Below are 12686 nucleotides of genomic sequence, written 5' to 3'. Positions count from 1 at the left end.
GAAATGCAATGGCAATACTACCGAGCGTTCTCGCCCAATATGCCGAGCGTGTGGAGAAAGCAGGCTTTGGCGAGAAGGAAAAAATTATTGAAGAAGGCTGTGCATTCACCGGTTTAAGCCGAGCCACCTTTCTTCGGCAAATTAAGCCCTACCGCCCTGCGAGTGGTCGCAAAGTGCGGTCAGACAAGGGGAAACATCAAATGGATGCGAATGAGCTGAAATTGATTAGTGCCGCCTGGTTACACCTACGGCGCAAAAACGGCAAAACCATGGCAACGTTAGAGCGGATTTTGGACATATTGCGCGCCAATGACAAAGTGAAAGCGGAGTTTGTGGACGAGAAGACAGGCGAAGTTCGCCCTTATTCGGCAAGTTCAGTGGAGCGTGCATTACGCAATGCCAATTTGCACCCTGACCAGCTGTTACGCCCTGCCCCTGTGGTGCAGTTGCAAAGCCGACACCCGAACCACGTTTGGCAAATCGACCCGTCTTTGTGTGTGCTGTATTACCTGAAAGAGACTGGCAAAGGCAATGGGTTGTGCGTAATGGAAGCGGAGCAATTCTACAAAAACAAGCCAGCGAATGTGGCGAAAGTCGAACCGCAACGAGTGTGGCGGTATGTCATTACCGACCACGCGAGTGGCGTGATTTATGTGGAATATGTGTATGGTGGTGAAACGGCGGAGAACATTTCTGAAACCTTTATTAACGCCATTCAGAAGAAAGAGAACCCTGCCGAGCCATTTTTCGGTGTGCCGAAAATTTTGATGTTCGACCGTGGCTCTGCCAATACGTCACAAATGTTCACCCATTTGCTGAACCAGTTGGACGTGAAAATTGAAGTGCCAAAAGCCCATAATGCCCGAGCCAAAGGGCAAGTGGAAAAAGGCAATGATATTGTGGAACGCCAATTTGAAAGTGGGCTGCGGTTTATGAATGTGAGTGGCTTGGCAGAGTTAAACCAGCTTGCTCACCAGTGGATGCGATATTTCAACGGCAAAGCTATTCATAGCCGACACGGTATGACACGTTACGGTGCGTGGCGAAAAATCCACGCCAATGACTTGTTATATCCGCCCAGCCGTGAGATTTGCCAAGAGCTGATGATTACCGCACTCACAGAACGATTGGTGACCGATAAGTTGGAAATCAACTTTGAAAATCGCCGATATGATGTGCGTGATGTACCTGATGTGAAAATTGGCGAGAAAATCACGGTGGGCAAAAATCCGTACCGCCCTGAATGTGTGCAAGTGCAGTGCTTTGAGCAGATTTTTGCTGATGATGGCACGATGAGTTTAAAACCTTACTGGGTAGTGCTGGAGCCGATTGAAGTGAATGAACTAGGCTTCCGTGTAGATGCTGCAATCATCGGCGAAGAATACAAGGCCCACCGCAAAACGGCGTTTGAAGCAAATAAGGAACAGGCGGAGCAACTGGCTTATGGCGTAGAAACCGAAGACGAGTTGAAGCGAGCCAAGAAAGCCAACGCACCGTTATTCAACGGCGAAATCAACCCTTACAAACACATCGAAGAGAGCAAGCTAACGTGGTTCTTACCGAACAAAGGACAAGAACACGAACTCACCACCAACGCACGCCGTGTTGAGCAAAAACCGATGTCGGCGGTGGAGTTTGCCAAAAACGGCAAAGCACGCTGGGGCGAGTTGTGGACGGGCGAATGCTATCAATGGATTACCGGCAAATATCCGCAAGGTGTACCGCAGGTGGAAGCTGAACGGTTGCTGGGCTTGGGCTTTGATGAGTTCAAGGCGGAGTTTATGGCGCCAGAGCCGACACGCTCACACTTGAAACTATTAGCGGCGTGATTGCCCCAAAATCTCCCCTAACCCCTCTTTACAAAAGAAGGGAAATTATTGAAGGAGCATTTTATGCTGAAACTAAAACAGGTGCTGATTGATAAGGGCGTGAGCTTAAGGCAGTTAGCACAGATGATGAATGTGTCGCCTGCGACCATTTCTCAGTTGATAAACCATAATCAACGGGTGCGGGAGTGGGCGACATTTGAGAAGAGTTTAATAGTGTCTTTGCAAAAGATTGGGATAAACCAACCGCTTGCAACGCTATTAGAAAAGGAAGCGACAGGGGAAAGTTTGGCGACCGAGCCTACCGCTTCCGCCCTTAAAACCAAACAAGACATTAAGGACGAGATTATGTTACTCGCAAAACAGGCTTTATTTCCAGCCACTAAGAAACATTTTTTATTACCGATTGACCCTTTTTCCGTCGATATTCGCTCGGCTGACGAAGTTTTCGCCACTAGCGACATTCGTTATGTGCGTGAGTCGCTCTATCAAACTGCTAAGCACGGTGGTTTTATGGCGGTGGTGGGCGAAAGTGGTGCAGGTAAATCCACGCTACGCCGTGATTTGATTGACCGCATTCGCGCCGAAAACACCCCGATTGCGGTGATTGAGCCTTACATCATCGCAATGGAAGACAACGACATCAAAGGCAAAACGCTCAAAGCGGCACACATTGCCGAAGCGATTATTTCCACCCTTGCCCCACTGCAAAGCGTGAAGCGTTCGCCTGAAGCACGTTTCCGCCAGTTGCACCAAGTGTTGAAAGAAAGTTGCAAATCGGGCTATTCCAACGTGCTAATCATCGAAGAAGCCCACTCCTTGCCAATTCCGACGCTTAAACACTTGAAGCGCTTTTTTGAGTTGGAAGATGGCTTTAAAAAGCTGATTTCGATTGTGTTGATTGGTCAGCCTGAGTTAAAGCTGAAACTTTCCGAACGCAACACCGAAGTCCGCGAAGTGGTGCAACGCTGTGAAGTAGTGGAACTCGCGCCCCTTGATGCAGAGTTGGAAAACTATGTGGCGTTCCGCTTGGCTAAAGTGGGCAAAAAACTCAGCGATATTTTTGAAGAAGACGCGTTTTTAGCAGTGCGACAACGCTTAACGGCGGTGGGCAGAAACAAAACTACCACTAGTTTGCTTTATCCGCTCGCAGTAAACAACTTGCTCACGGCAGCGATGAACTTGGCTGAAAGTTTAGGTGTGCCGAAAGTGAACGGCGATGTAGTGATGCAGGTTTAGGGGGCGATATGAGAAAAACAACCTTAATTTTAACCGCATTTTTGTTGGCTGGCTGTGATGACGGAATGATACAAAAGCAAACGTGGGCGTATGCCGAACTTTGTATCAGCGGTGTAGTTTACCTCCGCTCGCCCAACGGCAGCCTAACCCCAAAAATTAACGCAGATTTTTATCCTTATACTTGCCAAAAAGGAGTAACAAACAATGGCTAAAATGAAACCTATTACTCGTAAAGATCCTGAAAATTTCCTGATTTGCTGTAAAGCCTTAGCAAAAGCACTCGTAGATGACCGAGATGGCATTACACAGGCGTTATTTGGCGGTATCACACATTTTAATGGTTCAGTAAATGGCAATGAAACGATACTGGAAGCCGTGTTAGGCAAGAAATGCGGAAAAATCAAACTCACAATCAGTAAGGAATTAAAAAATGGCTAAACGCGCAACAAGAGTAAAAAGTGAAGTGCAAGAAATCGCCTTGCAAACCCAAGATGAAGTGGCGTTGGCGATTAAACAGATCGGCGATTTAGAGCGTGAGCAGGTGCGATTGACCACCCAGCAAGCGGACGAGAAAGCAGCGGTTGATGAAAAATACACGGCACAGTTGACCGCGCTGAAAGAACAAGTGAAGCCGTTGCAAAAGGCGGTGCAGGCGTTTTGTGAAACTCGTCGTTTAGAGCTCACTAACGGCGGCAAACAGAAGACGGCTTACTTTACCACCGGAGAAGTACAATGGCGTGCCAAACCGCCGAAGGTGGGGATTAGTTCGATGGCGAAAGTGATTGAAAATATCAAGAACTTGGGGCTGTTTCAGTTCTTACGCGTGAAAGAAGAAGTGAACAAAGAAGCCTTGCTTGCTGACCCGAATAACGCCAAGGCGATTGCAGGTGTGAGTATTCGGGAAAATGAAGAAGAATTTGTCATCAAACCGAATGATGAGGAGGTGCGCTAATGGGGCGAAGACCGAAAATCGACCGCGATGTTCTAGAAGAATCCTATCGCGAAGCAACAGAAACCGCAGCAGCAATGGAGCGTTCTGGCAATTATGCCCGAGCTAGTGAATTGTGGGGAGAAGCAGCAAAGCAAGCGGTAACACTCAAACAACGTGAGTGGTGCAACACGCGCAAAACCTACTGCAAAACATGGCAAGGTAAACGGGAGAAAAGACAATGATTTCCACACTAGATGCCTTAAAAATGCAACTTCGCCAAGCGATTATTCAGCTGGAACAGGCTGAAAAATCACTAGATAAAGAAGAAATGATGCACGCCAGTATTTATGTGCAGAATGCGAAGGGGATTTTGATGAAAATGGGGGTAAGACTGTGACAAACCATTATATCTCTATCATCAACATTGAACTTGAACCAACAAAAGACGATTTAACGTTCAAAATAGGTATTAACTATAAACCCAAACCACCGAATGCAGTAAGCAATATTGTGACTGATTTAATGGCTACAATGCCAGTCATTCTAACAAAAACATGGAATGATATGATTAAGTTAGCTCCCGAAATTGAAAATGGTTTTATGGCTACGCTTCACTTTGATTTCTTTCGGGATGAAGATGGGGATTGGGCAACTAATGGGCATATCGATAAAAAAGAAGGCATTGATCCATTATTGATGGGATTAGCAAAAATGATTTTTACTGATGATCCTGTTATTCAAAAAATACTGGAAACAAATGAAGAACCTAAATATGTTCAACATTTTGATCCAACTTGCTAACTAAACCGCCTTCGGGCGGTTTTCTTGTATTAGGAGAACCGAAAATGAAAGTGAAATGTAGTGCGTGTGGAGCGTTGCATTCGTTGGACGCGTTGATTGCCAACAAAGCAGCAAGTGATGCCTTAAATGCGGCATTGTTGGTGAGTGGTGAGTTAGGCGAAGCCTTAATTCGTTATTTGGGGCTGTTTCGTCCTGCGAAAAGTTCGCTCACGTTCGACCGTGTGGCAACCTTGCTGGGCGAACTCACACCGATGATACAGGCTAAGATTATCAAACGTGATGGGCGTGAGTTTCCTGCACCGCCTGAGGCGTGGATTTATGCCATTAACCAAATGATGGCGAACCGTGTCAATTTTACCCTGCCGATGAAGTCACACGGTTATTTGTTGGAAATTATTGCAGGCTACAAGCCTATCGGCACAGCGGTAGCTGTGCAAAATCCTGAGCAAAATCGACCGCTTGCAAGCAATAAAATGAACGCAATTAAAGGAGCGTTGGAATGGGGCAAAACAATCAATGGCTAAAACCTGTGCTAGCTCAAGGCGTGGCAATGTTATTGCTGTTACGTCTAAAAAATTCGCCAACGGAAGATGTGATACAGCCAACACTGGAGGCATGGTATCGGGTGATCACTTATAAAAAGTCGTGGGATATGGAGTTGGATAAGGTGCGGTTTAAGACGGCATTTATGACACTTGGGCAGACTTGTGATTGGTTCCCTACACCAAAACAACTGCTAGAAGCCTTGCCACAGCGTGAATATCCTGAGCTTCCGCCACCACCACCAAAAAGTGTAGAAGAAATGGCACAGGAAAAGGCACAAGTGGAAAGTAATTTACAAAGATTGAAAGCAATTTTAAGAGGTAAACGATGAGAAAACGATTATTGCAGCTGGTGCATATTGGGAAAAGTCAGTTGGGAATGGACGATGAGACGTATCGAAGTCTATTATCTCAACAATTCTACCAAAATTCTGCGAAAAATATAAGCTATTCAGAGCTAGTGAAACTGGTCAAAATATTGCAACAAAAAGGTGCAAAAATTCGCTTACCGCATGATGTTTCACACCTTTCTGCCGTTCAGCGGAAATTGTGGGCAGTATGGAAAGTAGTGGCTGAGGAAAGCAGTTCGGCAGCATTGAATGCGTTTGTTGCTCGATATTATGCGGACGTTGCAGACTGGCGTGAGCTGGATAGTGAGCAAACGGCATCTATTATTGAGCAGTTAAAACAGTGGAAAAAACGAGTAGGTAAATGATGAACGAAGCCAAATTTGACAATAATGACTTTCAAACCAAAGCCCCCGATTTATTGGCAGATTTGGCGAAATATACGGTAATGGCGGTGCGTGAATGTTACCCTGAAATGGACACTGAAACAGCGGAAAATATCGGCATGATTGTAGCATTGAAGACGGGCTACAACTGGGGCGGTTTGAATGTGTATGTGCCGAAATCAATGTCGCTTTTCGCCTGTGAGCGTGAAAAGCAAATTTTCAACGAGTTCACGGGCAATAATCACGCCTACCTTGCTAAGAAGTATGATTTATCTTTGCAATGGATCTACAAAATCGTCAAACGCGTGCAAAAAGAAGAAATTGCCAAACGGCAGTTAGATATGTTTGTCCAATCCTAAAAAACAAACCCAGTGACCGTAAAAAGTTGCTGGGTTTTCTTTTTCTCTATGTGTAACTCTATTTCATTTCGCCTTTCTCATTTCTTCCCACTTTATCCAAATTTTTCCCATTTATGTTGGATTATTTTTAGTAGTTATGTTGGGTGGGTTTACGCGGTAAAACAAAAACTACAAGACTTGCTCAATAAGAATGCAGCAAGTTTCACAACTAGCGTACTTCAAATTGTGAATAGCAACTCAATACTGCGTAATGCCGATCCGATGAGCGTATTTAACGCCGCTTGTATGGCAGCCACTTTGCAGTTACCGATTCAAAATGGTTTAGGCTTTGCCTACATCGTGCCTTATAAAGGGCAGGCTCAATTCCAACTAGGTTATAAAGGTTTAATCCAACTGGCACAGCGTTCTGGGCAGTTTAAGCGATTGGTTGCTGTGCCTGTGTATGAAAAGCAACTCATTGAAGAAGACCCGATCAACGGCTATGTGTTCGACTGGAAACAAAAGCCTGAACCGACTGAAAAGCCAATTGGCTACTACGCTTATTTCCAACTAGTTAATAGCTTTACCGCTGAATTGTATATGACCGCTCAAGAAGTAGATCAGCACGCACAACGCTATTCGCAAACTTACCGCACCTACCTTGAAAAACAAAAACAAGGTAAATGGGCGACGAGTATATGGGCAGACAACTTCGAAGCGATGGCATTGAAAACGGTGATGAAGCTCCTGCTTTCCAAACAAGCACCGCTTTCTGTTGAAATGTAACAAGCCGTGTTAGCCGATCAAGCGGTGGTAAAAAATGTGGATAATGCAGAATTCGACTACCCTGATAATCAAGTGGAAGAAGCGGATTTTGTAGCGTTGAATGTATCAGATGAGCAATTTGAAAACTTCAAACAAACCATTCAAAACAAAGAAACCACGCTCCAAGAGCTTTGTGATAACGGCTACGAATTCAGCAAAGAACAGTTCCAAATTTTAGAGGCAATTGAAAATGCAGCACCTGTATCAAATGAAAGCTAGATGCTCAATGCTACATCGTTTAATCGGTGAGCCGAAAACGAAAGCCGACCGAGAAGCGGGCAAAATTACCGACACAGCAAAATCTGCCGTGCGAGAAATTGCCAAGTTCGACCTCTTTGGCTGGCAACAATTCGAAGGCAATAAGTTCACCGAAAAAGGCTTAGTGCTAGAAAATGAAGCGATCAAACTCAGCAGCTTAAAACGGGGCTTACCGTTGAAAAAGAACATCGAAAGACGAGAAAACGATTGGGTTACGGGCGAGTGCGATATTTATGTGCCCACCCGTAAGCTGATTATCGATACCAAATGTTCATTTGATATTGGCACACACCCGTTCTTTTCTGATGAAGCCGAAGACAAAGCCAAAAAAGCAGGCTACGACATTCAAATGCAAGGTTATATGTGGTTGTGGGATTGCGAAGAGGCACAAATTGATTTCGTGCTTTTCCCTACGCCAGAAGAGCTATTAGGTTATGGACAATCAGCAGAGCGTTATATTGATTTAGTCGAACAAATCCCCCAAAACCAACGCTTAACCACGGTGACGATCAAACGCGATGAACAAATCATCGAAAAAATCCAAGAGCGTGTGAGTGCTGCTAAAACCTATTATGATGAATTGATTAAACAGATGGTGAGTTAAATGAATTTGACATCAAGCGAACAAAAAGCCTTAAACCGAATCGGTATAGCAGGCTTTAGAGGTGTAAGAGCAAGTGGGCAAGCAAAAAAGCCTTGGCTTGCAGAGTTCACTCATAAAGGGAAAACCTATTATGGGGGATGTTACGAATCTGCGAGAGAAGCCGCAATAGCTTACGATAATCTAGTAATAAAAGTTGTAGGAGATAAAGCCATTACGAATAAAAAATTAGGTTTATTCGAAGAAAATGAAATAGAAAAGACTGATTTAAGTGATTATTTATTAGAAATCGCAGGAGAATTTATTTTATATTTGGATAAAAGAAAGTCTAAAACAGGTAAATTTCTTGAGTTTTCTAAAGCTAAATTAAGAAAAAAATATCACTTAAAGAAGTATGGCAAATCCTTTTATATCTAGAAGAGAAAGGATTAGCCTTGTTAAGCAATAAGCAACAACAACCTAACCTCATTGTGGTTCGCTTTATCAGTAAACCATTAAAACAACATATCGAACAGCAGAAACAAAAGGAAACGACTATGGAAAAAGTAACCGATTTAACGCAATTGCCGATTGAATCTTTAAAAATGTTAGCAAAACAAGCGGAAGAATTAGCAAGAACAAAAGAGCAAGAAGGAGTTGAAAAAGATGCTTTGCGTAAAACGCTTAACCCTCTTATCTTAAATGCAGTGCAAGCAAAAGGAAAATATGAACGCAAGCTAAATGAATTGCTAGATATTTCAACTGAACTCGATAATGCCTTAAATGCATTAAAAGATGCGTTAAAATAACAATAACTAACAAAAGGCCCTCCTTGTGAGGGCTTTTTATTGGAGAAACAAATGAACATCTACACCGATTTTCTCTCCCGTGAAGAACTGCTCTTCCTCACAGGGAGAAAACAACAAGCCAAAATGATTGAACAACTCAACGAAATGGGTATCCCCTTCAAAATTAACGCCCACGGTACGCCTATTGTCAGACGGGATTATGCCGCCCCCAGACCAAGAAAAAATATGCCTGCCAATGATGATGGCTGGGTCTCTAATGAAACAAAAGCAAGCTAGGAGGATTTATGGCACGCCCACGCAAAAGACAAAACCAAGGCTTGCCCCCAAACCTACTCTGTCGCAGACGCAAACGGGCAAGCGGTCAAATTGTCGAATACTTTTACTACGTTCTTGCTAATGGCAAAGAAAAATCACTCGGTTCAGATAAATATCACGCCGTCCTTGAAGCCACCAAGCTCAACATGGCATCCCACCAAGTTTCTGAAATCGTGCTATTTATTGATGTCGCTAAACGGTATGAATTGGAAGTCGTGCCCACAAAAAGCAAAAGCACACAACTTGCTAATCACACCGCTATTAAATGGCTTTGCCGATTTTTCGGTAATCCACCTGTTGCCTTAGAAAAAATCGAGCCAAAACACATCAGTCAGTATCTACAATGGAGAAAAAACAACCCACCTTCAGCCAACAACGAAGTAGGATTATTGAGCCACATTTGGAACAAAGCCCGTGAATGGGGATATACCAAGTTACCCAGCCCATCACAAGGCGTAAAAAAATATCCAGTTAAATTCAGAGATGTTTACATCGAAGATTACCTACTGGAGAAATTGATAGAGTGTGCTGATGGACAAATGCGAGATATTTTGCAGATTATGTACCTCATCGGACAACGTCCTATCGACCTCTGCAAAATACACCGCTCCCATATTTATAATGGTATATTACATATCACGCAGAAAAAGACCAAAAAGAAAATCCAGTTTGCTGTGGTAGGAAAACTTAAAGAAATTATTGAAAGGAGATTACAGAATGGAAATGAATGGCTATTTACCAACAAAAGAGGAAGGCAATTAAAGAGAGAGCGTTTGAGTGATTTTTTTGACCAATTGAAACGAAAAACTATCGCAAATTATCCTGCCCTTGAAGATGAATTATTCCCTCTTCAATTGCGAGATCTCAGAGCTAAATCCGCTACCGATTTATCCCTACTTGCCAGCGATGAACAAGCTCAAAAAACACTAGGCCACACTACTCCAAAAATGACACAGCACTACATACGAAAAGAGAAAACACTCAAACCATTAGATGAAATAATATCCATAAAAATAGAATAATTATGCATTTTAAACCAGAAAAAGTGTTCCGAAACTATTTTGTAACTTATTGATTTTTCTACTACAAAAACCGCTAAAATACGCAATAGTTTCGGAACGAAAAACAGCTCTAAACCGTTGGTATTGCTACATTTCAATTTTTTAAGGAAAAAAAAGAGGATTTGAGCTAAAATAAACATCTTTTTTACAAATAGCGGTTTGATTTTCTGAAAATTTTGCGTATGTCAGTTTTTACTCAATTAAAACAACAACTTAGCGAGCAACTTTCACAGCTGCAATTAACTCAAGAATGGATTCAACTTAAAGCAGACGTCGATTTGCTAGCAGAAGAATCTTCGTTATTAGGCTGGCTAAAATCGCAAAATCAGCACTTTCCGCACTTTTTCTTTGAAAAGCGAGATGAAAATCAAACGATTGCTACTATCGGGGCGGTAGAAACTTTTTCTTCTCTAGAAGAGGCACAAGCCTTTGTGCAATCTAGCTCACTTTCGCTCGTCGGTGGCATTCAATTTGAAGGGCTTTGCCAATTTGTCTTACCCCGCTTAATATTAGTAAAAAATTCGCAAAAATTGACCGCTTACCTGACATTAAATATAAGCGAGCAAGCTGTTGATTTTACTGATTTTTTTGCAGAACCAAGTAGATCTTCCCTCATTCAAAATCATCAAATACTTTCTCCTCAACCTGCTTGTACATTTGAGCAATGGAAAGCCAATATTGAGCAGGCGATTATCCAAATCAAATCGGGCGATTTACGCAAGGTGGTGTTAGCGAACGCCACTCAACTTACCTTTGAAAACCACATTTCTGCTTATGATTTAGTCGAACAGAGCCGAGAAATCAATCTTGGTTGCTACCATTTTTTATGGGCAGAAAATGCACAGAATGCTTTTATAGGCTCAACGCCTGAGCGTTTATATTATCGCAAGGGAAATCAACTTTTTACTGAAGCATTGGCGGGAACAGTTGCTGTTTCTGATAATCCAATCGAAACGGAGAAAAATGCCCAATGGTTGTTAAAAGATACCAAGAATATCTATGAAAACCAGCTTGTAGTGGAAGATATTGAGGCGCATTTGAATACTTATGTGGAAGCATTTGAGGTACATTCACCAGAAATCAAACGCTTACACAATGTGCAACATTTAAGAAGACGGATTGAGGCAATCTTAAAAGCTGATGTACTCGATCAAGATTGCTTACGCCAAATTCACCCAACCGCAGCCATTGCAGGATTACCGCGTGCTAAAGCAACGCAATTTATTGCTAAAAATGAACCTTTTAAACGAGGTTGGTATGCGGGCACATTAGGAATTTTTAACCCGCAAGAAGCAGAATTTTGCGTTACCCTTCGTTCAGCCAAAATTGAACATAATCAGATCACTCTTTATGCCGGGGCGGGCATTGTTAAGGAATCAGAGCCTGTTTCTGAATGGCAAGAAATTGAGCGAAAATCGCAGGCATTGGCTAAACTGCTATCATAATCTATTATGATTATAAAAAAGGGCAATTTTGATTAGAATTGCCCTTTTAGTTTATAAATTTCTCAACGCTTCAATGCGTTTTTCAAGCGGAGGGTGACTCATAAAGAGCTCTTTTGAACGTGCACCGTTAATCATAAATGCAGCCAGCGAACCTTCCATTTCTTGCGGTTCATGAACGCGTTGTAAACGTTGCAATGCCATAATCATTTTCTCTTTGCCCACTAATTTCGCTGATCCTGCATCCGCACGGTATTCACGGTAACGAGAAAACCACATCGCAATCATGGTTGCAATCACACCAAATACCATTTGCAAGGCAATATCAACAATCCAGAACACCATTGTGTTTGTGCTTGAATTACCGTTTTCATCTTTAGTGCTTGCCACCGCTGTTGAAATCATACGAGAAAGGAAGATCACAAAGGTATTTAACACGCCTTGTAATAAAGTCATAGTCACCATATCGCCGTTTGCAATGTGGGCTACTTCATGTGCAATCACCGCTTCAGCTTCATCTTCAGTCATGTTGTCTAACAAGCCTGTACTTACTGCGACAAGCGAGTTATTTTTGGTTGCCCCTGTTGCAAAAGCATTCACATCTGCTGAATGATAAATTGCAATATCTGGCATTGGAATGGCCGCTTGTTGTGACTGGCGTTGCACTGTGTTAAATAACCATTCTTCTGCGTGGTTACGTGGCTGTTTAATAACTTCTGCTCCTACTGAACGTAACGCCATTGTTTTTGATAAAAACAGGGAGATTAAAGAGCCTGAAAAACCAAACACAAGCGATAACACCAAAATACCTGCGGTGCTTTGGCTTTGAATCCCCGTTACTTTAAAAATAATGTTTAATACAATCCCTAATACGAAGGTAATCGCAAGGTTGGTTAATAAAAAAAGAATGACACGTTTTGCCATTGAATAAACTCCAAACAAAGGTGAAAAAACTCCCTCTATAATGAGGGAAATGTGTGAAAATT

Annotated in this window: 19 protein-coding genes and 1 pseudogene; 19 read left to right on the top strand and 1 reads right to left on the bottom strand. The window is 42.7% G+C overall.

What is annotated here, in order from left to right; all coding sequences use genetic code 11:
- Nucleotides 1-8 precede the first annotated feature (8 nt).
- The 19 genes and pseudogenes from DPV92_RS03005 to DPV92_RS02920 all read left to right on the top strand — a co-directional run bounded on the left by DPV92_RS03005 (nucleotide 9) and on the right by DPV92_RS02920 (nucleotide 11703).
- A complete protein-coding gene (locus tag DPV92_RS03005) occupies nucleotides 9-1829 on the top strand; it encodes a DDE-type integrase/transposase/recombinase (protein WP_111353620.1) in 1821 nt (606 codons plus the stop codon).
- A gap of 63 nt (nucleotides 1830-1892) precedes the next feature.
- Entirely contained in the window at nucleotides 1893-3065 is a 1173-nt protein-coding gene (locus DPV92_RS03000; protein WP_111353619.1) for an AAA family ATPase, read from the top strand.
- Between the two features lie 8 nt (nucleotides 3066-3073).
- Entirely contained in the window at nucleotides 3074-3277 is a 204-nt protein-coding gene (locus tag DPV92_RS02995) for a hypothetical protein (protein ID WP_005640647.1), read from the top strand.
- Nucleotides 3270-3503, top strand: coding sequence for a hypothetical protein (locus DPV92_RS02990; RefSeq protein WP_044232398.1), 234 nt, complete (start codon nucleotides 3270-3272; stop codon nucleotides 3501-3503). Before DPV92_RS02995 ends, DPV92_RS02990 begins: the two co-directional genes overlap by 8 nt.
- On the top strand, nucleotides 3496-4017 hold the full coding sequence (locus DPV92_RS02985) for a host-nuclease inhibitor Gam family protein (RefSeq protein WP_111353618.1): 522 nt from the start codon (nucleotides 3496-3498) through the stop codon (nucleotides 4015-4017). The genes DPV92_RS02990 and DPV92_RS02985 overlap by 8 nt, the downstream gene beginning before the upstream one ends.
- Complete coding sequence (locus DPV92_RS02980) at nucleotides 4017-4238, top strand: ANR family transcriptional regulator (RefSeq protein ID WP_111353617.1); 222 nt, start codon at nucleotides 4017-4019, stop codon at nucleotides 4236-4238. Before DPV92_RS02985 ends, DPV92_RS02980 begins: the two co-directional genes overlap by 1 nt.
- A complete protein-coding gene (locus DPV92_RS09810; RefSeq protein ID WP_192574169.1) occupies nucleotides 4235-4393 on the top strand; it encodes a hypothetical protein in 159 nt (52 codons plus the stop codon). The genes DPV92_RS02980 and DPV92_RS09810 overlap by 4 nt, the downstream gene beginning before the upstream one ends.
- Nucleotides 4390-4797: a hypothetical protein gene (locus DPV92_RS02975; RefSeq protein WP_005661837.1), complete on the top strand. Its 408-nt coding sequence runs from the start codon at nucleotides 4390-4392 to the stop codon at nucleotides 4795-4797. The genes DPV92_RS09810 and DPV92_RS02975 overlap by 4 nt, the downstream gene beginning before the upstream one ends.
- Nucleotides 4798-4841: 44 nt before the next feature.
- On the top strand, nucleotides 4842-5321 hold the full coding sequence (locus DPV92_RS02970; protein ID WP_005640641.1) for a hypothetical protein: 480 nt from the start codon (nucleotides 4842-4844) through the stop codon (nucleotides 5319-5321).
- Nucleotides 5297-5671 carry a hypothetical protein gene (locus DPV92_RS02965; RefSeq protein WP_111353616.1) on the top strand — a complete coding sequence of 125 codons (375 nt, stop codon included), beginning with the start codon at nucleotides 5297-5299 and terminating at the stop codon, nucleotides 5669-5671. The genes DPV92_RS02970 and DPV92_RS02965 overlap by 25 nt, the downstream gene beginning before the upstream one ends.
- Entirely contained in the window at nucleotides 5668-6054 is a 387-nt protein-coding gene (locus DPV92_RS02960) for a regulatory protein GemA (RefSeq protein WP_044232395.1), read from the top strand. The genes DPV92_RS02965 and DPV92_RS02960 overlap by 4 nt, the downstream gene beginning before the upstream one ends.
- Entirely contained in the window at nucleotides 6054-6431 is a 378-nt protein-coding gene (locus DPV92_RS02955; protein ID WP_111353615.1) for a Mor transcription activator family protein, read from the top strand. Before DPV92_RS02960 ends, DPV92_RS02955 begins: the two co-directional genes overlap by 1 nt.
- 156 nt (nucleotides 6432-6587) lie before the next feature.
- A pseudogene (locus DPV92_RS02950) lies at nucleotides 6588-7454 on the top strand (recombinase RecT); the annotation flags it as partial.
- Nucleotides 7455-7461: 7 nt separating this feature from the next.
- Nucleotides 7462-8097 carry a translocation protein TolB precursor gene (locus DPV92_RS02945; RefSeq protein WP_225791953.1) on the top strand — a complete coding sequence of 212 codons (636 nt, stop codon included), beginning with the start codon at nucleotides 7462-7464 and terminating at the stop codon, nucleotides 8095-8097.
- Nucleotides 8098-8511: an AP2/ERF family transcription factor gene (locus tag DPV92_RS02940; RefSeq protein ID WP_111353613.1), complete on the top strand. Its 414-nt coding sequence runs from the start codon at nucleotides 8098-8100 to the stop codon at nucleotides 8509-8511.
- 17 nt (nucleotides 8512-8528) lie between these two features.
- Nucleotides 8529-8882 carry a hypothetical protein gene (locus tag DPV92_RS02935; RefSeq protein WP_111353612.1) on the top strand — a complete coding sequence of 118 codons (354 nt, stop codon included), beginning with the start codon at nucleotides 8529-8531 and terminating at the stop codon, nucleotides 8880-8882.
- Between the two features lie 51 nt (nucleotides 8883-8933).
- Nucleotides 8934-9158 (top strand): DUF4224 domain-containing protein, encoded by a 225-nt coding sequence (locus DPV92_RS02930; RefSeq protein WP_111353611.1) that lies wholly within the window; start codon nucleotides 8934-8936, stop codon nucleotides 9156-9158.
- 8 nt (nucleotides 9159-9166) lie between these two features.
- A complete protein-coding gene (locus DPV92_RS02925; protein ID WP_111353610.1) occupies nucleotides 9167-10219 on the top strand; it encodes a tyrosine-type recombinase/integrase in 1053 nt (350 codons plus the stop codon).
- A 221-nt stretch (nucleotides 10220-10440) separates the two neighbouring features.
- Nucleotides 10441-11703: an isochorismate synthase gene (locus DPV92_RS02920; RefSeq protein ID WP_111353609.1), complete on the top strand. Its 1263-nt coding sequence runs from the start codon at nucleotides 10441-10443 to the stop codon at nucleotides 11701-11703.
- A gap of 51 nt (nucleotides 11704-11754) precedes the next feature.
- Here DPV92_RS02920 and htpX read toward each other — a convergent pair whose 3' ends face one another.
- On the bottom strand, nucleotides 11755-12624 hold the full coding sequence (gene htpX / locus DPV92_RS02915) for a protease HtpX (RefSeq protein ID WP_111353608.1): 870 nt from the start codon (nucleotides 12622-12624) through the stop codon (nucleotides 11755-11757).
- Between the last annotated feature and the right edge of the window lie 62 nt (nucleotides 12625-12686).

Origin of the sequence: Pseudohaemophilus paraphrohaemolyticus (assembly GCF_003253115.1) — a bacterium.
GTDB lineage: Bacteria > Pseudomonadota > Gammaproteobacteria > Enterobacterales > Pasteurellaceae > Haemophilus_A > Haemophilus_A paraphrohaemolyticus_A.
This window is presented reverse-complemented; position numbering and strand designations above follow the sequence as displayed.